The organism is Pseudocitrobacter vendiensis (assembly GCF_943590815.1).
In the GTDB taxonomy this organism is placed as follows: Bacteria; Pseudomonadota; Gammaproteobacteria; order Enterobacterales; family Enterobacteriaceae; genus Pseudocitrobacter; species Pseudocitrobacter vendiensis.
In genome coordinates this window covers 20468-41871 of the sequence record NZ_CALSBS010000035.1, presented here as the reverse complement: position 1 = coordinate 41871, position 21404 = coordinate 20468, and the positions used below count along the sequence as shown (strand labels likewise).

Here is a 21404-nt window from a genome sequence, read left to right as displayed (position 1 = left end):
ATTACTATTTCATATTTCAATTATCTGAGTCATTTCCATATTTCAGATAAAAAAACCACAGGAATATTTTTGAGAGCGTGCTACGCACTGGCTTACGCCCCGACTACCGATAAATGTTAATTATTTTTACCAAACCGGTGAAAACCATAATTTTGTTTCCCTGGCAGCGCCGCTGAGTGCCCACAGCACTCACTCGCTGAAGCAGAAAGGGTTTTTCCGAAGGGTCCCGGCGTGAGCCGTACTCAGCAAATGGGCAAATCATGTATCTGTGTTCGCTTTCCCGATCAACTCAGCCTCCTGATTTTTTGCGCGAAGCGTATTTGTAATGACAGTTAACCTCAGGTCTATGAACTCGTGCGCGAAGCGTATTTATACTTACAGAAAATACTGTAGTAATGTTCTGAAGCCCAATGGCGCAACACACAGTTGCGCAGGCTTCACTTAAGAAATGATATTATGTAAGAAAAACAATAATAAAAGTGTTTTCATCAGGTACACCAAGGCCTTGAGTATCGTTCTAATGCAAAACTGTGGTTTCTTATTTCTTTATCACTCTTTTATCTTGCAGAACACAATTGAAAATTAACCAATAAAATCAAATAATTAAACAAACCCTGCCGTTATTAATTTCAGAACCAAAAATCATTAATTACATAACAGGTGATGGTGAAATTTAGCACCCCTTGTTTTAAATTTGATAACCAACCATCTCCCACTAAATAACAACCGTAAAATCTCAAAGTAAATACAATTAAATAATACTACCAACCAAGTTGACAAATAAATTAAATGTGCCATATATGTAATCACAACAATAAAAAAGGAGCCATCATGTCAATCACAAGCGTTGTATTAACTAAAGAACAAAAGTCCATTATTGCAGAAGCATTAGAGGTTATGCCCGAAGATCTGGAAGAAATAAAGATTAAAGCAAATAGCTATAAAAAAACGTCATTCAGAGACGATTTCTCAATGATATTCAAAGGCAATATGGCCACACTCGCCAGGATGGATTTGACGCCCACAGCGTTTAGAATTGTGCTTTATCTCTTCTCAGTAATTGATTATGGAAATATTATCCCTGATTTTTCACAGTCACGTATAGCCAAAGATCTTGGGCTGAATAAATCAAATGTCTCACGCGCATTCAAAGAGTTATTTGAGAGAAAAATACTTATTCGTGACGCCATAGATAACCAAGTATACCTTAATTCAAACTTGTGTGTTAAAGGAATCCCTCGTCGTTTCAATGAAGATCTGATGGATAAATTTAGAAAGTCCAGACTGGAGACAGAAGACTTTGCCAATTCGTTTAACTTTTATCGTGCAGGGAGTAAAACAAAGCCGGTTAAAAATCCCAAAAGAAGATATCCTACAGACGGCATTCCATTTGATTAAAATAATAAATAATGCTGTTGAACAATTTATACTTCCGCAAATGACTATTTCCCAATATAAATTCAATTTTATATTGGGAATGAAATTAATCATAAAATATCATTAAGTATATGACGTTCTTGTTCAATTTCACATGATTTAACCATCCCACTTAGTACACTAACAAAAACGTCATTCCATTTCTGGCGCTCTCTCGAAGCATGCCAGTTCTCAAACAACACTTTCTCAAGAGAGATCCAAATAACTTCTGCGCGAGAGGTATTTAATAGCTCCTTGAATACTTCGTCAGATACAGTAAGGGCATGAGAATAAATTTTATTATCAATAGTCCAGAAAGGCTCTGGCTTGGTAAAATCAGCCAAAGAAGCAAAAGCCAACCCACGGGCCTGTGCTGCTTCCATTGTGCTGTTCACTTTATGATTATCCCGCCAGGTTTTTAAATCACCCAACAGATAATTTACGCGTTGATTTCTTGCTTTGCTATCTTCAGCCTGGTATTGGATATAAGCAGGGCCATTACCAGTCTGGCGATAACGAGCCAATGTTTTGACACTTACACCAAGGTAAAGGGCCGAAACTTCAGCACTCAGGGTTGCATCATCTGGCATACTACCAAATAGCCGCCATACTTCAGCATATTCCCTTAAAGTATCGATTGCACTCATTCCCTGTCCCCCTAATTTGTTGGCAATGGTTGATATTTCGCCGAAGCCAAAAGTGTATTATACAACTCAGGTACTGTCATCAGCATATGAAGCTCAATCCGTTGAAGTGCCTCAAAAACTCGCTCGTTATCAGGCTCAGCATATCTTTCAGTAGGGTCCGTGGTATTACGGTGGTTAAGCAATCTTTTCACCACTGCATACGAAGTTAGTTCTTCTGCAACACGGCCAAAAGTTCTTCGCAGATCGTGCATTCCCAGCTTCATTATTCCAGCTTCCTGACAGATATACTCGCGCAAGCTTTTACTGTCAGAATAATGTCCAACCTTGCTTCGTGATGAACGAGCCGGAAAAACCCATTTGCGTTTATCTGCCCGTATTTCGGTATCGTTGACGATATCTCGTCGGTCTTCCAGAATTCGCTTTGTAGCATCACAGATTGGAAGCTCATGGTCGTTACGATTTTTCGTGTCGTAAAAGCGAATAACCCGGTTTTCGAGATCGACATAGCTTGTCGTTCTGACTTCCTCTTCTGTCAGGGCCTCTCGCCAGCACAGTGTTGCTGTCTCTTCTTTCCTGGCTCCTGTCAAAATGGTCAGCAACAGATAATCACAACCCAAACGATTAAAACCTCTCTTATTGTGTAATGCAGCTAGAAACCGTCCCAAAGTATCTTTGGGGGACAATGGATTTCGTACGCCCTTGGCACGATAGCTATCTTCCAGCTCAGATCGTGTTCTGAACTTCTTCTGTACCTTTAAAATTGAAAAAGGATTATAGGACAACGAAGGTTGTCGTTGCTGGGTCTGAGCATTCCCAGCTTCAATCTCGATTGCGTGTTTTACAGCAACATTGGCCCACCTAAAAGTCTGTTCTGCTGCTGTTCTGGCTCTTGAAGCAATCTCGTCAAACTTTCGAAGGATTTCATTACCAGTAAGATCCTTGATTCGAAGGTTTTGCCATTCTTTCAACCGATTCTCAGCTTTGTCTAACACATTGAGAGTGTTTGGTTTAGCAGGTTTGGTTCTGCCAAGTAAGTGACTCCTGTATTGGGCAAAAGCTTCACTCACGGTCAATTCAGCCAGATCGAGTTCCCTTTTAATCTTGTTGGGATTTCTCTTTGTTGCAATCATTGTCTGAACCAACTGCCGAGCTGCCTCACGGGCTTGATCGATACTCGGAAAATCGGACACATTCCCAACCTTTACTTTCAAGACAGAGCTTGGCTTCTTACCCTCACTGACATTACGATCTGAAGAGGCTACTCTTCGCTGGATTACATAGGTTTTTTTCGTCAAACTGACCTTCACACCGAAGCCAACGGGTGAATCTCGATGATCGTCAAAAACTATGTAAGGTTTTTGGTCAGGGTTGGCTTCGAAAACGACTTTTCCAGAGCTACTGAGCTCAGGCTTAACATTAATACTTAACTTGTTGATAATAAAAGCCTGATTGAGAGTTGTTTTCAAAGTATCACCACCATTTGTAACCCAAAGAAGGAGTACAACCAATCTATCACGCTTTGGGCTACAAGTGAGCTACAAATTTATGGATTTATGTGGGTTTAAAGGGGTTTTACCTGGGGCCATATGAGCACTTGAAAGAATTAAAAAATGAGTAAAATCAATATGAATGAAGACATTGATAAGGACTTCTCTAGCCATACCCCCATGATGCAGCAGTATCTCAAGCTGAAAGCCCAGCATCCGGAGATCCTGCTGTTTTACCGTATGGGCGACTTTTACGAGCTGTTCTACGATGACGCCAAACGCGCGTCGCAACTGCTCGATATTTCGCTGACCAAGCGCGGCGCTTCCGCAGGCGAACCTATTCCGATGGCGGGCATTCCGCATCACGCTGTGGAAAACTATCTCGCTAAGCTAGTGAATCAGGGCGAATCGGTCGCCATTTGCGAACAAATTGGCGACCCGGCGACCAGCAAAGGCCCGGTAGAACGCAAGGTTGTGCGTATCGTTACGCCGGGCACGATCAGCGATGAAGCCCTGTTGCAGGAACGCCAGGACAATCTGCTGGCGGCTATCTGGCAGGACAGCAAAGGTTATGGCTACGCGACGCTGGATATCAGCTCCGGGCGTTTTCGTCTGAGTGAACCGGCAGACCGGGAAACGATGGCGGCAGAGCTGCAACGCACCAATCCAGCCGAGCTGCTGTATGCCGAAGATTTCGCCGAGATGGCGCTGATTGAAGGCCGTCGCGGCCTGCGCCGTCGCCCGTTGTGGGAGTTTGAAATCGACACCGCGCGTCAGCAGCTCAACCTGCAATTTGGTACACGCGATCTCATCGGTTTTGGCGTGGAAAACGCGCCGCGCGGCCTGTGCGCTGCGGGCTGCCTGTTGCAGTATGTTAAAGATACCCAGCGCACGTCACTCCCGCATATCCGCTCCATCACCATGGAGCGCCAGCAGGACAGTATCATTATGGATGCGGCCACCCGACGTAATCTGGAGATCACCCAGAATCTGGGCGGGGGCGTTGAAAACACGCTGGCATCTGTGCTCGATTGTACCGTGACGCCGATGGGTAGCCGCATGCTCAAGCGCTGGCTGCATATGCCGGTGCGCGACACCAAAACGCTGACAGAGCGCCAGCAAACTATCGGCGCTTTGCAGGATGCGACCTGCGAACTGCAACCGGTACTGCGTCAGGTGGGCGATCTCGAACGTATTCTGGCGCGCCTTGCGCTGCGTACCGCTCGCCCGCGCGACCTGGCGCGGATGCGTCATGCCTTCCAGCAATTGCCGGAACTGCGTACACAGCTTGAAAGTGTCGATAGTGCTCCGGTTCAAATGCTGCGCGAAAAAATGGGTGAGTTCACCGAACTGCGTGAACTGCTCGAACGCGCGATTATCGATGCACCGCCGGTGCTGGTTCGCGACGGCGGTGTCATCGCGCCAGGCTACAACGAAGAGCTGGATGAGTGGCGCGCGCTGGCCGATGGCGCGACCGACTACCTCGATCGTCTGGAAATTCGTGAACGCGAGCGTACCGGCCTGGATACCCTGAAAGTGGGCTTTAATGCCGTCCACGGTTATTACATTCAGATCAGCCGTGGACAAAGCCATCTGGCGCCAATCAACTACGTACGCCGCCAGACGCTAAAGAATGCTGAACGCTATATCATTCCTGAGCTGAAAGAATACGAAGATAAAGTCCTCACCTCCAAAGGCAAAGCCCTGGCGCTGGAAAAACAGCTTTACGACGAGCTGTTTGACCTGCTGCTGCCGCATCTGGCCGATCTGCAACAGAGCGCCAGCGCCCTGGCAGAGCTTGACGTGCTGGTAAACCTTGCCGAGCGCGCGTATACGCTGAACTACACCTGCCCAACCTTTATCGATAAACCGGGCATTCGCATCACCGAGGGTCGACACCCGGTGGTCGAACAGGTGCTCAACGAGCCGTTTATCGCCAACCCGCTGAATCTTTCACCACAGCGTCGCATGTTAATCATCACCGGTCCGAACATGGGCGGTAAGAGTACCTACATGCGTCAGACGGCGCTGATCGCACTGCTGGCTTACATCGGCAGCTACGTGCCTGCCCAAAGCGTGGAGATTGGCCCGATTGACCGCATCTTTACCCGCGTTGGCGCGGCCGATGATCTGGCGTCCGGGCGCTCAACCTTTATGGTGGAGATGACCGAAACCGCCAACATTTTGCATAACGCTACCGAAAATAGCCTGGTGCTGATGGATGAGATTGGTCGCGGTACGTCAACTTACGACGGCCTGTCGCTGGCGTGGGCATGCGCGGAAAATCTGGCGAATAAAATCAAAGCGTTAACGCTGTTTGCCACCCACTACTTCGAGCTGACTCAACTGCCGGAGAAAATGGAAGGCGTCGCCAACGTGCATCTCGATGCGCTGGAGCACGGCGACACGATCGCTTTTATGCACAGCGTACAGGACGGCGCGGCAAGCAAAAGCTACGGCCTGGCGGTTGCGGCGCTGGCGGGCGTGCCAAAAGAGGTGATCAAACGCGCACGGCAGAAGCTGCGTGAGCTGGAGAGCATTTCGCCGAATGCGGCGGCAACGCAGGTTGACGGCACGCAAATGTCGCTGCTGTCCGTACCAGAAGAAACTTCACCTGCGGTCGAAGCACTGGAAAATCTTGACCCGGATTCACTCACCCCGCGCCAGGCGCTGGAGTGGATTTATCGGTTGAAGAGTCTGGTGTAAACATATTCCCGATAGTCTTTTACTATCGGGAATATTAACGACGACTGACGAATCAAATAAAAATACCCTGTATAATAGGAGCGCTTATTTTACAGGGTAAAACCATGCCATCTACACGCTATCAAAAAATTGATACCAATAACTATCGCCATATATGGGTTATTGGTGACATACATGGCAATTATCAATTATTACAATCTCGCCTACATCAACTCACTTTTTGTCCTGAAACAGACTTACTTATTTCTGTCGGCGATAATATCGATCGTGGGCCGGAGAGTCTTAACGTGCTACGCCTGCTAAACCAGCCCTGGTTTACCTCCGTTAAAGGCAACCACGAAGCGATGGCACTTGATGCCTTCGCGACTGGCGATGGCAATATGTGGTTAGCCAGTGGTGGTGACTGGTTTTTCGATTTAAATGATTCAGAGCAAAAAGAAGCAATAGATCTGTTGCTGAAATTCCATCACCTTCCACATATTATTGAAATCACCAACGACATTATAAAATATGTCATCGTACATGCAGATTATCCTGGTGATGAGTATCAGTTTGGCAAAGAAATAGCGGAGAGAGAACTACTCTGGCCTATTGATCGCGTACTGAAATCGCTCACAGGCGAGTTACAGGAAATAAACGGCGCCGACTGCTTTATCTTCGGACATATGATGTTTGATAACATCCAGAGATTCGCCAACCAGGTTTATATTGATACCGGATCGCCTAAAAGCGGACGGCTGTCGTTTTATAAAATCAAATAACGTAGGCCGGGTAAGGCGTAGCCGCCACCCGGCATTGTGTGCTTAACGCTTACCTTCCGCCAGCAGCGGCGGAATGCTCGGCACCATTGGCGCGTCATCAATATCTTTCTGCGTCATGCGAAATGCTTCCGGGTAATGCTCGCGGCTGGTACGGCGTAGCGGTTCGGTATCGCGCCAGGTATAAAGGCAGTGCTGGCACTGGTAGACCGTCCAGACATCTTTTACCGGCGATTTCGCCATCACTTCAATCTGTTCATCGGCACAACGTGGACAAATCATCCTCTTCTCCTTATTGACGTGCGGCCAGCATAGCGGTCAGTTTTTCAGCCCAGGCTTTGGTTTCCGGTAAGTCCACCACCGGCTGGCTGTAGTGACCACGGTTGTCCGGGGCGACAGGCGTGGTAGCGTCGATAATCAGCTTGTCGGTGATCCCCGCCGGGCTTGAGCCTGGGTCGAGTTCCAGCACGGACATATTTGGCAGTTGCACCAAATCACCTGCCGGGTTCACTTTCGACGAGAGGGCCCACATCACCTGCGGCAGGTTGAACGGGTCAACGTCTTCATCGACCATGATCACCATCTTCACATAACCCAGACCGTGCGGCGTGGTCATCGCACGCAGGCCCACTGCGCGGGCAAAGCCGCCGTAGCGTTTTTTGGTGGAGATAATCGCCAGCAGGCCGTGGGTGTACATGGCGTTTACCGCCTGCACTTCCGGGAACTCGGCTTTCAGTTGCTGATACAGCGGCACGCAGGTGGCTGGCCCCATCAGGTAGTCGATTTCGGTCCACGGCATACCAAGATAGAGCGATTCAAAAATCGGCTTGGTGCGGTAAGAGACTTTATCGATGCGCACCACGGTCATGTTACGCCCGCCGGAGTAGTGGCCGGTAAATTCACCGAACGGCCCTTCGATTTCGCGTTTACGGCTTTCGATCACCCCTTCGAGGATCACTTCCGAGCCCCACGGCACATCAAAACCGGTCAGCGGGGCGGTGGCGATTGGGTACGGGCTTTCACGTAGCGCGCCCGCCATTTCGTATTCCGATTGATCATATTTCAGCGGGGTGGCCCCCATCAGGGTGATGATCGGATCGTTACCCAGGGTGATGGCAATCGGCAAATCTTCCCCACGTTCTTCCGCTTTATGCAGATGCAGGGCGATATCGTGCATCGGCACCGGTTGCAGGCCGAGCTTACGCTTACCCTTCACTTCCATGCGATAGATGCCGACGTTCTGCTTGCCGAAGTTATCCGGATCGAGCGGATCGCGGGAAACCACGCACGCTTTGTCGAGATAGAAACCGCCATCGCCATCGTTTAAACGAAACAGTGGCAGAATATCGAACAGGTTGATCTCGTCGCCATCAACGGTGTTCTGCGCCCAGGCAGGATTGGCGCGGCGCTCCGGGGCAATGGGAAAGTTATCCCAGCGGCGGATAAACTCATCAATCTGTTTTTTAACCGGTGTGTTCGGTGGCAGCCCAAGGGAAATCGCGTGGTTCTGCCAGGAACCGATAGTGTTCATCGCCACGCGCGCATCGGTAAAGCCGCGAATATTATCAAACCACAGCGCCGGTGCGCCGTCGCCGATGCGCCCGGTGGCGTTGGCAGCGGCAGCCAGATCCGGCTCGGCGTTCACCTCTTCGCTGATTTTCAGCAATTGCCCCTGGTCGTCGAGCGCCTGTAAAAAGCTGCGTAAATCATCAAAAGCCATTATGCATTCTCCTGTGAAAATGAGTGTGCCGACGGAAGGCCATTCCAGCGGCGGGCCTTGTCATACTTCAGGCCGAATTGGTCCAGCACGCGAGCGACAATGTGATCGACAATGTCACCCACCGATTCAGGATGGTTATAGAAGGCAGGCATCGGCGGCACCATCGCCACACCCATGCGGGAAAGCGCGAGCATATTTTCCAGATGAATGGTGCTAAGCGGCATTTCACGCGGCACCAGTACCAGCTTGCGCCCCTCTTTGAGCACGACATCCGCCGCGCGCCCTACCAGGCCGTCAGCGTACCCGGCGCGGATGCCCGCCAGCGTTTTCATGCTGCACGGGATAACAATCATGCCATCGGTCTGGAATGAGCCTGATGAGATGGTCGCCGCCTGGTCCGCCGGGCTGTGGCTGAAATCCGCTAATGCGGCAACATCACGCGCGCTGTAGGGCGTTTCCAGTTCGATAGTGGTTTTGGCCCACTTCGACATCACCAGATGTGTCTCAACCTCCGGCATTTCGCGCAACGCCTTCAGCAGCGCGACGCCAAGCGGTGCGCCCGTCGCGCCAGTCATCCCCACAATCAGTCTCATTCATCACCTCAATATTTGTTCGTGTACGAACGTTTTGTATAACCTACGTCAGAATGTCCTTACACACAATATTGTTCGTATACGATCGCACTCAAAGCTAAAAAATGAAGGATTAAAAAAGCGGCGTGTAACGGCTATCATGAGAGAACGTTTTTTATGATGGGGTTTTCATGGAGTTAAGAAACGAAGCATTTCACCTGCTGCGCCAGCTCTTTCAGCAACATACCGCACGCTGGCAGCAAGAATTGCCGGAGCTGACCAAGCCCCAGTACGCCGTCATGCGATCGATTGCCGAACATCCTGGCATTGAGCAGGTTGAACTAACGGAAGTGGCGGTAAGCACTAAGGCGACGCTTGCTGAGATGTTGAGCCGCATGGAGAGCCGCAATCTGGTCCGCCGCGAGCACGATCCCGCCGACAAACGCCGCCGTTTTGTCTTTCTCACCGAGGAAGGCGAAGCGTTACTGAACGCTAAAAAACCCATTGGTAATAACGTCGATCAGGCATTTTTAGCGCGATTAAGCGAGGAAGAGCGCGAACAGTTTACGCGGCTGGTGAGGAAAATGATGGGGTGAATGACCTGCCCAAAAAGAAAAAGGCCAGTCTCTCGACTGGCCTTTTTGACAGATGTTCACTTATTCGCGGAACAGCGCTTCGATATTCAGCCCCTGAGTCTGCAAGATCTCACGCAGACGGCGCAGGCCTTCAACCTGAATCTGACGAACGCGTTCACGAGTCAGGCCAATTTCGCGGCCCACATCTTCAAGCGTTGCAGCTTCATACCCCAGTAAACCGAAACGACGTGCCAGCACTTCACGCTGTTTGGCGTTCAGTTCGAACAGCCATTTGACGATGCTCTGTTTCATGTCATCGTCCTGCGTGGTGTCTTCCGGGCCGTTTTCCTTTTCATCAGCCAGGATGTCCAGCAGCGCTTTTTCAGAGTCTCCGCCCAGCGGCGTGTCGACTGAGGTAATGCGCTCGTTGAGACGCAGCATACGGCTTACGTCATCAACCGGTTTGTCCAGCTGTTCGGCTATCTCTTCTGCGCTTGGCTCGTGGTCCAGTTTATGGGACAACTCACGTGCCGTACGCAAATAGACGTTCAGCTCTTTGACGATGTGAATCGGCAAACGAATCGTACGGGTTTGGTTCATAATCGCCCGTTCAATCGTCTGGCGGATCCACCAGGTCGCGTAGGTTGAAAAGCGGAACCCGCGTTCCGGGTCAAACTTCTCAACAGCGCGGATAAGCCCCAGATTGCCCTCTTCAATGAGATCCAGCAATGCCAGACCACGATTGCCATAACGGCGGGCAATTTTTACCACCAGGCGCAGGTTACTCTCGATCATCCTGCGACGGGAGGCGACGTCTCCACGCAATGCACGACGTGCAAAATAGACTTCTTCTTCGGCTGTTAACAGTGGAGAATAACCGATCTCTCCAAGGTAAAGCTGAGTCGCGTCAAGCACACGCTGTGTGGCACCCTGCGATAACAGCTCTTCCTCAGCCAGGTCGTTATCACTGGGTTCCTCTTCTACTAAGGCTTTCTCATCGAAAACCTCTGCTCCGTTCTCATCAAATTCCGCGTCTTCATTTAAATCATGAACTTTCAGCGTATTCTGACTCATAAGGTGGCTCCTACCCGTGATCCCCAGGCAAAGCACCTTATCACTTCATCTTCAGACGGCGCGTTTCACACCGCCTGAATGACTCCGTGCTTAGTACTCTGCCGAATTATCGCTGCGGCAAATACTGCAGCGGGTTTACGGATTTCCCCTTGTAACGAATTTCAAAATGCAAGCGTGTCGAACTGGTTCCGGTGCTACCCATGGTAGCTATTTTTTGCCCCGCCTTGACCTCTTGTTGTTCCCGGACCAGCATTGTGTCGTTATGGGCGTAGGCGCTCAGGTAATCATCGTTATGTTTGATGATAATTAAGTTACCGTAACCTCGCAGTGCATTACCGGCATACACAACACGACCATCCGCGGTCGCGGTGATAGCCTGTCCTTTGCTACCTGCGATATCGATGCCTTTGTTGCCCCCTTCGGAACCGCCAAAGCCTTCGATGATTTTGCCGTCAGTTGGCCAGCGCCAGGACGAAATTGGCTCGCTGGTTGTCGTACTGCTGGCATTGGGTACGGAAGAGCTCGCAACCGGTGCTGTTACAGGCGCTGTGACTGTCGTCGCAGGCTTGTTATTAGGCAACATCTTGTTAGCACTTTGTTCACCTGAATCCTCAGAATACGTAATTGTTGGTTGCGACGCAACAGCCACGGTTGAATTTTGTGCAGGTTTTGCGACTGCCGTCTGAGAAGTGGTTGCCGCCTGCGTGCTGGCGATTGCAACAGGATTATTGCCGGTGATCGGCTGACCGGATGCGTTACCAACCTGCAGCACCTGACCGACATTCAGCGCGTAAGGCGCGGCGACATTGTTGCGCTGCGCAAGGTCGCGGAAGTCGTTACCAGTGACCCATGCAATATAGAAAAGCGTGTCGCCATGCTTGACGGTGTAGGTGCTTCCGCCCGCGTAACTGCCTTTCGGAATATCGCCGTATTTACGGTTATACACGATATGACCGTTCTGCATTTGCACCGGTTGCTGAGCAACAGGTTGCTGTGTGACCGGCTGAATCTGCGTCGGCTGCGTTTGGACCGGCTGCACCGGTTGGATTTGCGGCGTGGCTGGCACGCTGTTTTGCGCCGTTGCGCCTGCTTTCTGCTGCGGCGTGATGAGCATGCCGGAATTGGTGCTGCTGGAGGTGTTTCCGTTAACAGAGGTTACCGGCGCCGGCGGATTGTCAGAAGACGTACAGCCTGCCAGCCAGAGTGAAACCAGTGATAATGCCGCAACACGGCGTACGGTGATTTTTGGGCTTCCCGCGCTCATTTATCCCCCAGGAATAGTGTTAACTGCCAGTGTGTTAATAACCGTGTCGCGTCCATCGTGGACTCTTACAAAGTCTCCCCACGATACGCTGAATTGTGCCGAAAAACCTAAGAAAAATCCGGGTCTCAGGCCAGTTCTCCTTTGACTAAAGGAACAAAACGCACGGCTTCCACGGTATCAATAATGAATTCGCCTCCCCGCCGATGAACGCGTTTTAAAAACTGATGTTCATCGCCCACGGGTAAAACAAGAATGCCGCCTTCATCCAGCTGCGACATTAGCGCCACCGGAATTTCCGGCGGTGCGGCCGTGACGATAATGGCGTCGAAAGGCGCGCGCGCCTGCCAACCCTGCCAGCCATCGCCATGGCGAGTAGAGATATTATGCAAATCAAGCTGCTTCAGGCGACGTCTTGCGTGCCATTGCAAACTTTTAATGCGTTCAACCGAACACACGCGCTGCACCAGGTGCGCCAGGATTGCGGTCTGATACCCGGAACCGGTGCCGATTTCCAGCACCCGCGATTCCGGCGTCAGCTCCAGCAGTTCGGTCATCCGCGCAACCATATAAGGCTGAGAAATAGTTTGCCCCTGCCCTATCGGTAACGCGACGTTTTCCCAGGCTTTATGTTCAAATGCTTCATCAACAAACTTTTCGCGTGGAACGCGGGCAATGGCATCCAGCACCCGCTCGTCGCGAATGCCCTGTGTGCGAAGTTGTTCCAGAAGCGCCAGTACGCGTCCGCTTACCATTGCGTATCTACTCCCGCCTGTTCCAGCCAACTGCCGACGACCTCACGGGCGCTGTGCGCGGTTAAATCGACATGCAGCGGCGTGACGGAAACATACCCGGCGTCAACCGCGGCAAAATCCGTATCCGGGCCAGCGTCCTGTTTTTCACCCGGAGGGCCAATCCAGTAGAGCGTATTGCCGCGTGGATCCTGCTGAGGAATCACTTTATCCGCCGGATGACGGCTGCCGCAGCGGGTCACTCGAATGCCTTTGATGTGATCGAGCGGTAAGTCCGGCACGTTGACGTTCAGAATACGCCCGGTGCGCAGTGGTTCACGCGCCAGCGCGCGCAGTAACGTACAGGTGACCGCCGCCGCCGTGTCGTAATGCTGCGTGCCGTTCAGCGAAACCGCCAGCGCCGGAAAACCGAGGTGACGCCCCTCCATCGCCGCCGCGACGGTGCCGGAATAGATAACGTCATCGCCCAGATTCGGCCCGGCATTAATACCTGACACGACGATATCAGGACGCGGGCGCATCAGGGCATTGACGCCAAGATAGACACAGTCCGTCGGCGTGCCCATCTGCACGGCGATATCGCCGTTTTCAAACGTAAAAGTACGAAGAGAAGATTCCAGCGTCAGCGAGTTGGATGCGCCACTGCGGTTACGATCGGGTGCAACTACCTGAACCTCGGCAAACTCCCGTAAGGCTCTGGCCAGTGCCTGTATGCCTGGCGCGTGGATCCCGTCATCGTTACTCAGCAATATTCGCATATTCACCTGTTGTATTGATAAGTTCCCTTACCACGCTGGTCGCAAAGCTGCCCGCCGGGAGCCAGAAACGCAACTCGACGGTTACGTCGTCCCACCAGTTCCACTCAAGCTGTTGTGGATAGAGCAGCATCGCGCGCCGCGCGGCCTCTACTTTTTCGCGCACCAGCAGCGACTGGAGCGCGGTTTCTTCTGCAAGCTGAAGTTGTTCAAATGCGAGCGCTTCACGCTGAGTTCCCCAGTCGCCACTCCCCGGCATTGACGCGGTGATCATCAATTCGTGCGCGTCCACTCGCGTTTGCAATTCGGGCATTTCTTCAGGCGTGGCGACAAACCAGCTGCCGCGTCCCGCTAATTGTAGCGCATCGCCATCAACAACTTGATTAAATTCCGGTTTCTGTAAGCGCGCGCTCACCAACTGATTAAACAACGCACTTCGCGCTGCCGACAACCAAAAACTGCGTTTATTGCGATCGCGCACCGGCGCACCGCTTTCGGCCCAGCGTAGCGCGCCTTGCAGGTTGCTGCCGCCAATACCAAAACGCTGAGCACCAAAATAGTTCGGCACACCCTGGGCATTCATCGCCTGCAAGCGGGCGTCAACATCCTCACGATGGCTGACTTCGCGCAGAATAATCGTGAACTGATTGCCTTTCAGCGCGCCTAAACGCAGTTTACGCTTATGTCGCGCATACTCCAGCACCTGACAGCCTTCCAGCTCGAACTTACTTAAATCGGGCATTTCTTTACCCGGCACACGCGCACAAAGCCACTGCTCCGTGACAGCGTGTTTGTCTTTCTGACCGGCAAAACTCACTTCACGGGCATGAATTTTCAGGAATTTTGCCAGCGCGTCAGCCACGAAGCGGGTATTGCAGCCATTTTTAAGGATGCGCACCAGAACGTGTTCGCCTTCGCCGTCAGGCTCAAATCCTAAGTCTTCCACCACCAGGAAATCTTCCGGGTTGGCTTTCAACAGTCCGTTCCCCTGCGGCTTACCGTGCAGGTAAGTCAGGTCATCGAATGCAATCATTTGTTTGCCTTATACAACAGAGCGACCGCTTCGCAGGCGATGCCTTCACCGCGCCCGGTAAAACCGAGTTTTTCAGTGGTGGTCGCTTTTACGTTAACGTCATCCATATGGCAGCCAAGATCTTCAGCGATAAAGACACGCATTTGCGGGATGTGCGGCAGCATTTTCGGTGCCTGCGCAATGATAGTGACATCGACGTTGCTCAGGGTGTAGCCCTTCGCCTGCACGCGTTTCCAGGCTTCGCGCAGCAGTGCGCGGCTGTCTGCGCCTTTGAACGCCGGGTCGGTGTCCGGGAAAAGTTTCCCAATATCGCCCAGTGCCGCCGCGCCAAGCAGGGCATCGGTCAGCGCATGGAGCGCGACGTCGCCGTCCGAGTGGGCGAGCAGCCCTTTCTCGTAAGGGATGCGCACGCCGCCGATAATAATCGGCCCTTCGCCGCCAAACGCGTGTACATCAAAACCGTGTCCAATTCGCATTATGCTTTCTCCTGGTGTCCCGATCGGGTGAGGTAAAATTCTGCCAGCGCCAGATCTTCCGGGCGTGTCACTTTAATATTATCAGCGCGTCCGGCAACCAGCGCCGGATGGAAACCACAATATTCCAGTGCTGATGCTTCATCGGTGATGGTCGCGCCTTCGTTGAGCGCCCGGGTAAGGCAATCGAAGAGTAATTCGCGGGGGAAAAACTGCGGTGTCAGGGCGTGCCACAGATCGTTGCGGTCAACCGTATGGGCGATAGTCGGTTTGCCGGGCTCCGCGCGTTTCATGGTATCGCGCACCGGCGCGGCCAGAATACCGCCAACGCGGCTGGTTTCGCACAGCGCCAACAGACGCGCCAGATCATCATGATGCAGACAAGGGCGTGCAGCATCGTGCACCAGCACCCAGTCGGCATCCCCTGCGGCTTTCAGGCCAGAAAGCACAGAATCGGCACGTTCGGCGCCGCCGTCAACGACGGTGATTTGCGGATGCTGTGCCAGAGAGAGTTGGCTGAAGCGCTCGTCTCCGGGAGAGACGGCGATGATCACCCGCTGGACACGCGCATTTGCCAGCAGCGCATCCACCGAATGTTCGAGAATCGTTTTGTTACCGATTGAGAGATATTGTTTCGGGCAGTCCGTTTGCATGCGGCGACCAAATCCGGCCGCCGGAACCACGGCGCAAACGCCCGGAAAAGTTGCTGCCATGTGTTAACCCTGGGCTTATTTTGTTTATCGGTTTGTTTGCCCTGAACTCTGATTACGTTTCGACGCATCCGGCACCAGACGGTAGAAGGTTTCACCCGGTTTCGTCATGCTGAGTTCATTGCGTGCGCGTTCTTCGATAGCTTCCTGGCCGCCGTTAAGGTCATCAATTTCGGCGAAAAGCTGATCGTTGCGCGCTTTTAATTTGGCGTTAGTCGCCTCTTGTACTGACACGTCATCACGGACACGGCTAAAGTCATGCAGACCATTTTTGCCGAACCACAGTGAATACTGCAACCACACCAGCAAAGCCAGTAATAGCAGCGTTAATTTACCCATCCTGCCCCCTGAAAAACGGCATCATCATCCCAAAACTTGCCGTCGTACTCTACGCCGGCTGCGGACGATACCGCGTCACGCGGGCAATGTATCACATTTTGCCTGCCGATACTTATGTCTCGTTGTCGGGCGATTGTGCGGATTTTCACAAAAAACGTCAGGCTTAGCCCATCAACCATAGAAATAATAGACCGCACAATGCGGCGACGGTAAGCAACGTTGCGATAATACTGTAGCGCAATTTACTGTTCACCAGCGAGTGGATTGCCACGCCAACCACCACGGCAACGGGCATCAGCGCAAGGAAGAAAGGCCAGGTATAGAGGAAGAAGAATAGGGTGTTATTACCATACCAAAGGTAGGGAATACCCAATGCAATCAGCCAGGCGACGAAACCCACGGTGGCGCCTGACAAAGACCAGGTGGTTTCGTCATCGGGCGGGGGGATGGACTCTGAACGCGTCAGGCTGATGTTTTGAGTATTGCGCATAGTTAATCCTGTCAGGCCAGGCAACGATACGCCCGGCACTCTCTCAGGATCTGATGATATCGTCCTGTCTCAGCAGGTCTAACATTTGGTCCACTAAATTTGTTACCAATTGTTCACCATCGAGGTGGATTTCAGGACGCTCAGGGGATTCATAGACTGAATCAATACCGGTGAAATTGCGCAGTTCACCGGCACGCGCTTTCTTGTATAAGCCTTTGGGATCGCGGGCCTCGCAGGTATCAAGCGGCGTATCAACAAACACTTCGATAAAGCGCCCTTCCCCCACTCGCTCGCGCACCATCTGACGCTCAGCACGATGCGGAGAGATAAACGCCGTTAAAACTACCAGCCCGGCATCTACCATCAGGTTAGCCACTTCGCCCACCCGACGGATATTCTCTTTGCGATCGTCATCGCTAAAACCCAGATCGCTGCACAAACCGTGACGCACGTTGTCGCCATCCAGCAGATAAGTGCTGACGCCAAGCTTATGCAACGCTTCTTCCAGCGCCCCGGCAACGGTCGATTTACCCGAGCCCGAAAGCCCGGTAAACCACAGCACAACCCCACGATGACCGTGGAGTTGCTCACGCTGTTGTGCGGTGACCGGATGAGCGTGCCAGACGACGTTTTCGTCATGCACCGCCATCACTTGCCTCCCAGCAGGTCACGCGCGCCCCAGTGTGGGAAGTGTTTACGCACCAGCGCGTTGAGTTCCAGCTCAAAGGCGCTGAATTCCGAAGCCACAGCCGTAGAGGTGATATTCGGTTCGCGCACCATGCCAGCGCCCACCGTGACGTTGGTCAGACGATCAATGAAGATAAGGCCGCCGGTCACCGGGTTTTGCTGGTATTTATCCAGCACCAGCGGTTCATCAAAGGTCAGATCCACAAGGCCAATCCCGTTCAGCGGCAGGTTATCAACGTCACGCTGGGTCAGGTTATTGATATCCACCTGATACTGAATACCGTCCACGCGGGCGCGGGTTTTCTTGCCTGCGATTTTAATGTCATAGCTCTGGCCCGCCGCCAGCGGTTGCTCCGCCATCCACACCACATCCACGGATGCGCTCTGCACAGCCGGCAGCGTTTCGGTGGCATCCAGCAGCAGGTCGCCACGGCTGATGTCGATTTCGTCCTTCAGCACCAGCGTCACGGCTTCGCCGGCAAACGCCTCCTGCAAGTCGCCATCGAAGGTGACAATGCGTGCGATGGAAGATTCCACGCCTGACGGCAGCACTTTAATGCGTTGCCCAACCTGAACATGACCCGAAGCCAGCGTGCCGGAGAATCCGCGGAAATCGAGGTTCGGGCGGTTCACATACTGCACCGGGAAACGCATTGGCTGAGTGTCGACCACACGCTGAATCTGCACGGTTTCGAGCACTTCCAGCAGCGTCGGGCCGCTGTACCACGGCATTTTTTCACTCTGACTGGCAACGTTATCCCCTTCCAGCGCCGACAGCGGCACGAAGCGAATGTCCAGGTTGCCGGGTAACTGTTCGGCAAAGGTCAGATAGTCCTGACGGATCTGCTCAAACTTCTCTTCGCTGAATTCCACGAGATCCATTTTGTTGACCGCCACCACCAGATGTTTGATCCCAAGCAACGTGGAGATAAAACTGTGGCGGCGGGTTTGATCGAGCACGCCTTTACGCGCGTCGATCAGCAGGATCGCCAGGTCGCAGGTTGACGCGCCGGTCGCCATGTTACGGGTGTACTGCTCGTGCCCAGGGGTATCGGCAATAATAAATTTGCGCTTCTCAGTAGAGAAATAGCGATACGCCACATCAATGGTAATGCCCTGCTCGCGTTCAGCCTGAAGGCCATCGACCAGCAACGCCAGATCCAGACGCTCACCCTGCGTACCGTGACGTTTACTGTCATTGTGCAGCGAAGAGAGCTGATCTTCATAAATCTGACGGGTATCGTGCAGCAAACGGCCAATCAGCGTACTTTTGCCGTCATCCACGCTGCCGCAGGTCAGAAAACGCAGCAGGCTTTTGTGTTGCTGGGCGTGCAGGTACGCTTCAACGCCGCCTTCATCCGCAATTTGTTGTGCAATTGAACTGTTCATGGCGGCTCCTTAGAAATAACCCTGACGTTTTTTAAGCTCCATCGAGCCTGCCTGGTCGCGGTCAATCACGCGGCCCTGACGCTCACTGGTGGTCGAAACCAGCATCTCTTCGATGATTTCCGGCAGCGTCTGCGCATCGGATTCTACTGCGCCGGTCAGCGGCCAGCAGCCGAGGGTACGGAAGCGCACCATGCGTTTTTTAATAACCTCACCCGGCTGTAAATCGATGCGATCGTCATCGATCATCATCAGCATGCCGTCGCGCTCCAGCACCGGGCGCTCTGCCGCCAGATACAGCGGAACAATCTCGATATTTTCCAGATAGATATACTGCCAGATATCCAGCTCGGTCCAGTTGGAGAGCGGGAAGACGCGGATGCTTTCGCCTTTGTTGATCTGACCGTTGTAGTTGTGCCACAGCTCCGGGCGCTGATTTTTCGGGTCCCAGCGGTGGAAACGGTCGCGGAAAGAGTAGATACGCTCTTTGGCACGCGACTTCTCTTCATCGCGACGCGCCCCGCCGAACGCGGCGTCAAAACCGTATTTATTCAGCGCCTGTTTCAGGCCTTCGGTTTTCATGATATCGGTGTGCTTGGCGCTGCCGTGCACGAACGGGTTGATCCCCATCGCCACGCCTTCCGGGTTTTTATGCACCAGCAGCTCACAGCCATAGGCTTTCGCGGTACGGTCGCGGAACTCGTACATCTCACGGAATTTCCAGCCGGTATCTACGTGCAGCAGCGGGAACGGCAGGGTTCCCGGATAGAACGCTTTACGCGCCAGGTGCAGCATCACGCTGGAGTCCTTGCCGATCGAATACATCATGACCGGGTTGGCGAATTCGGCGGCCACCTCACGGATGATATGGATGCTTTCCGCCTCCAGTTGCCGCAGGTGAGTGAGTCGTTTTTGGTCCATAACCGTTCCTTAAGCCAGATTCACTACAGAAGAATCGAAATTTTCTGAGTCTGTTGTGTGTTGAAACCAGGTGAGCTGGTGATGCAGTTCCACCACTTCGCCGACCACCAGCAGTGCTGGCATGGGGGCCTCTTTCGCCAGGTTTTCGAGTTGTTGCAGGGTGCCTGTTTTTATCTGTTGGTCCGCACGCGTACCGCGCGAAATTACCGCCACTGGCGTTTCACTATCGCGTCCGTGTTGAATCAGTTGTTGGCTAATTTCCGCCGCTTTCATGGTGCCCATATAAATCGCCAGCGTCTGACGGCTTTGCGCCAGTTGTTTCCAGTCAAAGGGCGTGCTGTCCGCTTTGTAGTGCCCGGTGACGAAAGTGACGCTTTGCGCGTAGTCGCGGTGGGTTAGCGGGATACCCGCATATGCCGTTGCGCCTGCGGCTGCCGTCACGCCAGGGACGACCTGGAAAGGAATTCCCGCTTCTGCTGCCGCCTGAAGTTCTTCGCCGCCGCGCCCGAAAATAAACGGGTCACCCCCTTTAAGACGCACCACGTTTTTGCCTTCTCGCGCCGCGTCAACCAGCAGGCGATTGGTTTCGTGTTGAGGAACGGAGGTGGCGCCTGCGCGTTTACCCACACACACCCGCTCCGCGTCGCGGCGAATCAGTTCGAGTACGGCATCGCTGACCAGATGATCGTAGAAAACGATATCCGCCTGCTGAATAACCTGAAGCCCGCGCAGCGTCAGCAGCCCGGCATCACCCGGCCCTGCGCCCACCAGAATAATCTCGCCCACACGTCGCTGAGGCTGGGACAACTCGTCCTGTAATGCCGCTTCCGCCGCCTGCTGATTGCCGGCAAGCAACATGTTGGCAATACGACCACGGAACACGCGCTCCCAGAATCGACGGCGTTCGTCGGTGGTTTTCAGGTGCGTTTTAATCGCATGACGCCAGTAACTGGCCGCTTCAGCCAACAGGCCTAAACGCGTTGGCAACAGTGCTTCTATTTTTTCGCGCAGGATGCGCGCCAGCACCGGCGCGGTGCCTCCAGATGAGATCGCCACCAGCAGTGGCGATCTGTCGACAATGGACGGGAAAATAAAGGAGCACTGCGATGGGCTATCCACCACATTCACCAACCGCTGACGGGCATTTGCCGCATCATAAATGCGCTGATTGAGAGCAGTATTTTCAGTGGCGGCAATCACGAGGAAAACGCTATCGAGCTGTGTTTCCTGAAAAGTGTCTGCCAGCCATGCGATCTTGTTATCCGCCACCAGAGCCGCCAACTCGTCGCACAGCATTTCGCTCACGACCTGAACGTTAGCCCCCGCGCGAAGCAGAAACGTAATCTTACGAGCAGCAGTGTCATCACCGCCCACCACCAGGGCAGTGCGGTCCTTCACAGCGGCAAAAAGGGGCAGATAATCCACAGAGTTACAACTCACTAACAATCAGTCATAGGGGGACTATAGGGTGCCCCATAGTGCAAATGAAATTACGAAATGGAATGAGTAGTTCCTCAAAGGAATAACAACCTGAAAAAGCAAAGATCAAAAAGTGCTTAACACCCTCTTTTTTGGGCATTTAAGAAGAAATGAAATTGTGTATTTACCGCCTCGGTTTCATACTGGCTGCGTCTAATTTTTT

22 protein-coding genes are annotated in these 21404 nt (G+C 52.7%); 4 read left to right on the top strand and 18 right to left on the bottom strand.

The window, feature by feature from the left end; all coding sequences use genetic code 11:
* Positions 1 to 831: 831 nt before the first annotated feature.
* Positions 832 to 1398: a helix-turn-helix domain-containing protein gene (locus NMC31_RS23170; RefSeq protein ID WP_016239675.1), complete on the top strand. Its 567-nt coding sequence runs from the start codon at positions 832 to 834 to the stop codon at positions 1396 to 1398.
* Positions 1399 to 1487: 89 nt separating this feature from the next.
* On the opposite strand, the gene NMC31_RS23165 is transcribed toward NMC31_RS23170, so the two are convergent.
* Both NMC31_RS23165 and NMC31_RS23160 read right to left on the bottom strand, forming a co-directional pair.
* Positions 1488 to 2063 carry a hypothetical protein gene (locus NMC31_RS23165; protein WP_253899222.1) on the bottom strand — a complete coding sequence of 192 codons (576 nt, stop codon included), beginning with the start codon at positions 2061 to 2063 and terminating at the stop codon, positions 1488 to 1490.
* Positions 2064 to 2074: 11 nt separating this feature from the next.
* A complete protein-coding gene (locus NMC31_RS23160; RefSeq protein ID WP_001530776.1) occupies positions 2075 to 3529 on the bottom strand; it encodes a tyrosine-type recombinase/integrase in 1455 nt (484 codons plus the stop codon).
* Between the two features lie 159 nt (positions 3530 to 3688).
* Between NMC31_RS23160 and mutS the strand changes: the two genes are divergently transcribed.
* Positions 3689 to 6256: a DNA mismatch repair protein MutS gene (gene mutS, locus NMC31_RS23155; RefSeq protein ID WP_253899224.1), complete on the top strand. Its 2568-nt coding sequence runs from the start codon at positions 3689 to 3691 to the stop codon at positions 6254 to 6256.
* A 104-nt stretch (positions 6257 to 6360) separates the two neighbouring features.
* Positions 6361 to 7017: a protein-serine/threonine phosphatase gene (pphB, locus tag NMC31_RS23150; protein WP_253899221.1), complete on the top strand. Its 657-nt coding sequence runs from the start codon at positions 6361 to 6363 to the stop codon at positions 7015 to 7017.
* Positions 7018 to 7059: 42 nt separating this feature from the next.
* On the opposite strand, the gene NMC31_RS23145 is transcribed toward pphB, so the two are convergent.
* The 3 genes from NMC31_RS23145 to NMC31_RS23135 are packed head-to-tail and all read right to left on the bottom strand — an operon-like array spanning position 7060 to position 9327.
* Entirely contained in the window at positions 7060 to 7296 is a 237-nt protein-coding gene (locus NMC31_RS23145) for a non-oxidative hydroxyarylic acid decarboxylases subunit D (protein WP_000562982.1), read from the bottom strand.
* A 10-nt stretch (positions 7297 to 7306) separates the two neighbouring features.
* Entirely contained in the window at positions 7307 to 8734 is a 1428-nt protein-coding gene (locus NMC31_RS23140; protein WP_253899220.1) for a non-oxidative hydroxyarylic acid decarboxylases subunit C, read from the bottom strand.
* Entirely contained in the window at positions 8734 to 9327 is a 594-nt protein-coding gene (locus NMC31_RS23135) for a non-oxidative hydroxyarylic acid decarboxylases subunit B (RefSeq protein ID WP_253899219.1), read from the bottom strand. The genes NMC31_RS23140 and NMC31_RS23135 overlap by 1 nt, the downstream gene beginning before the upstream one ends.
* A gap of 170 nt (positions 9328 to 9497) precedes the next feature.
* Between NMC31_RS23135 and NMC31_RS23130 the strand changes: the two genes are divergently transcribed.
* Complete coding sequence (locus tag NMC31_RS23130; RefSeq protein WP_149463412.1) at positions 9498 to 9902, top strand: MarR family winged helix-turn-helix transcriptional regulator; 405 nt, start codon at positions 9498 to 9500, stop codon at positions 9900 to 9902.
* Positions 9903 to 9962: 60 nt separating this feature from the next.
* Here the strand turns inward: NMC31_RS23130 and rpoS are convergent, their stop codons facing one another.
* The 13 genes from rpoS to cysG form a co-directional block, all read right to left on the bottom strand.
* The gene (rpoS, locus tag NMC31_RS23125; RefSeq protein ID WP_015963258.1) at positions 9963 to 10955 is read right to left on the bottom strand and encodes an RNA polymerase sigma factor RpoS; all 993 of its coding nucleotides are present in this window, start codon (positions 10953 to 10955) and stop codon (positions 9963 to 9965) included.
* A 106-nt stretch (positions 10956 to 11061) separates the two neighbouring features.
* Positions 11062 to 12219: a murein hydrolase activator NlpD gene (nlpD, locus tag NMC31_RS23120; RefSeq protein ID WP_253899218.1), complete on the bottom strand. Its 1158-nt coding sequence runs from the start codon at positions 12217 to 12219 to the stop codon at positions 11062 to 11064.
* Between the two features lie 125 nt (positions 12220 to 12344).
* Complete coding sequence (locus NMC31_RS23115; RefSeq protein WP_015963256.1) at positions 12345 to 12971, bottom strand: protein-L-isoaspartate(D-aspartate) O-methyltransferase; 627 nt, start codon at positions 12969 to 12971, stop codon at positions 12345 to 12347.
* On the bottom strand, positions 12965 to 13726 hold the full coding sequence (gene surE / locus NMC31_RS23110) for a 5'/3'-nucleotidase SurE (protein WP_253899217.1): 762 nt from the start codon (positions 13724 to 13726) through the stop codon (positions 12965 to 12967). The genes NMC31_RS23115 and surE overlap by 7 nt, the downstream gene beginning before the upstream one ends.
* Positions 13707 to 14756, bottom strand: coding sequence for a tRNA pseudouridine(13) synthase TruD (gene truD / locus NMC31_RS23105; RefSeq protein WP_253899216.1), 1050 nt, complete (start codon positions 14754 to 14756; stop codon positions 13707 to 13709). Before truD ends, surE begins: the two co-directional genes overlap by 20 nt.
* Positions 14753 to 15232: a 2-C-methyl-D-erythritol 2,4-cyclodiphosphate synthase gene (ispF, locus tag NMC31_RS23100; protein ID WP_015963253.1), complete on the bottom strand. Its 480-nt coding sequence runs from the start codon at positions 15230 to 15232 to the stop codon at positions 14753 to 14755. The genes truD and ispF overlap by 4 nt, the downstream gene beginning before the upstream one ends.
* Complete coding sequence (ispD, locus tag NMC31_RS23095) at positions 15232 to 15942, bottom strand: 2-C-methyl-D-erythritol 4-phosphate cytidylyltransferase (RefSeq protein ID WP_253899215.1); 711 nt, start codon at positions 15940 to 15942, stop codon at positions 15232 to 15234. Before ispD ends, ispF begins: the two co-directional genes overlap by 1 nt.
* A 24-nt stretch (positions 15943 to 15966) precedes the next feature.
* A complete protein-coding gene (gene ftsB, locus NMC31_RS23090; RefSeq protein WP_015963251.1) occupies positions 15967 to 16278 on the bottom strand; it encodes a cell division protein FtsB in 312 nt (103 codons plus the stop codon).
* A 163-nt stretch (positions 16279 to 16441) separates the two neighbouring features.
* Entirely contained in the window at positions 16442 to 16768 is a 327-nt protein-coding gene (locus NMC31_RS23085; RefSeq protein ID WP_253899214.1) for a DUF3561 family protein, read from the bottom strand.
* Positions 16769 to 16811: 43 nt separating this feature from the next.
* Positions 16812 to 17417: an adenylyl-sulfate kinase gene (cysC, locus tag NMC31_RS23080; protein ID WP_149463406.1), complete on the bottom strand. Its 606-nt coding sequence runs from the start codon at positions 17415 to 17417 to the stop codon at positions 16812 to 16814.
* Entirely contained in the window at positions 17417 to 18844 is a 1428-nt protein-coding gene (gene cysN, locus NMC31_RS23075) for a sulfate adenylyltransferase subunit CysN (protein WP_253899213.1), read from the bottom strand. The genes cysC and cysN overlap by 1 nt, the downstream gene beginning before the upstream one ends.
* Before the next feature lie 9 nt (positions 18845 to 18853).
* Positions 18854 to 19762, bottom strand: a complete 909-nt coding sequence (gene cysD / locus NMC31_RS23070) for a sulfate adenylyltransferase subunit CysD (protein ID WP_015963247.1) — start codon at positions 19760 to 19762, stop codon at positions 18854 to 18856.
* Between the two features lie 9 nt (positions 19763 to 19771).
* A complete protein-coding gene (cysG, locus tag NMC31_RS23065; RefSeq protein WP_253899223.1) occupies positions 19772 to 21178 on the bottom strand; it encodes a siroheme synthase CysG in 1407 nt (468 codons plus the stop codon).
* Positions 21179 to 21404 lie beyond the last annotated feature (226 nt).

Excerpts from the sequence above, each read along its gene's own strand:
- NMC31_RS23170 (WP_016239675.1), top strand. The coding sequence starts at position 832 with ATGTCAATCACAAGCGTTGTATTAACTAAAGAACAAAAGTCCATTATT.
- NMC31_RS23165 (WP_253899222.1), bottom strand. The coding sequence starts at position 2,063 with ATGAGTGCAATCGATACTTTAAGGGAATATGCTGAAGTATGGCGGCTA.
- mutS (WP_253899224.1), top strand. The coding sequence starts at position 3,689 with ATGAATGAAGACATTGATAAGGACTTCTCTAGCCATACCCCCATGATG.
- pphB (WP_253899221.1), top strand. The coding sequence starts at position 6,361 with ATGCCATCTACACGCTATCAAAAAATTGATACCAATAACTATCGCCAT.
- NMC31_RS23145 (WP_000562982.1), bottom strand. The coding sequence starts at position 7,296 with ATGATTTGTCCACGTTGTGCCGATGAACAGATTGAAGTGATGGCGAAA.
- NMC31_RS23140 (WP_253899220.1), bottom strand. The coding sequence starts at position 8,734 with ATGGCTTTTGATGATTTACGCAGCTTTTTACAGGCGCTCGACGACCAG.
- NMC31_RS23135 (WP_253899219.1), bottom strand. The coding sequence starts at position 9,327 with ATGAGACTGATTGTGGGGATGACTGGCGCGACGGGCGCACCGCTTGGC.
- NMC31_RS23130 (WP_149463412.1), top strand. The coding sequence starts at position 9,498 with ATGGAGTTAAGAAACGAAGCATTTCACCTGCTGCGCCAGCTCTTTCAG.
- rpoS (WP_015963258.1), bottom strand. The coding sequence starts at position 10,955 with ATGAGTCAGAATACGCTGAAAGTTCATGATTTAAATGAAGACGCGGAA.
- nlpD (WP_253899218.1), bottom strand. The coding sequence starts at position 12,219 with ATGAGCGCGGGAAGCCCAAAAATCACCGTACGCCGTGTTGCGGCATTA.
- NMC31_RS23115 (WP_015963256.1), bottom strand. The coding sequence starts at position 12,971 with ATGGTAAGCGGACGCGTACTGGCGCTTCTGGAACAACTTCGCACACAG.
- surE (WP_253899217.1), bottom strand. The coding sequence starts at position 13,726 with ATGCGAATATTGCTGAGTAACGATGACGGGATCCACGCGCCAGGCATA.
- truD (WP_253899216.1), bottom strand. The coding sequence starts at position 14,756 with ATGATTGCATTCGATGACCTGACTTACCTGCACGGTAAGCCGCAGGGG.
- ispF (WP_015963253.1), bottom strand. The coding sequence starts at position 15,232 with ATGCGAATTGGACACGGTTTTGATGTACACGCGTTTGGCGGCGAAGGG.
- ispD (WP_253899215.1), bottom strand. The coding sequence starts at position 15,942 with ATGGCAGCAACTTTTCCGGGCGTTTGCGCCGTGGTTCCGGCGGCCGGA.
- ftsB (WP_015963251.1), bottom strand. The coding sequence starts at position 16,278 with ATGGGTAAATTAACGCTGCTATTACTGGCTTTGCTGGTGTGGTTGCAG.
- NMC31_RS23085 (WP_253899214.1), bottom strand. The coding sequence starts at position 16,768 with ATGCGCAATACTCAAAACATCAGCCTGACGCGTTCAGAGTCCATCCCC.
- cysC (WP_149463406.1), bottom strand. The coding sequence starts at position 17,417 with ATGGCGGTGCATGACGAAAACGTCGTCTGGCACGCTCATCCGGTCACC.
- cysN (WP_253899213.1), bottom strand. The coding sequence starts at position 18,844 with ATGAACAGTTCAATTGCACAACAAATTGCGGATGAAGGCGGCGTTGAA.
- cysD (WP_015963247.1), bottom strand. The coding sequence starts at position 19,762 with ATGGACCAAAAACGACTCACTCACCTGCGGCAACTGGAGGCGGAAAGC.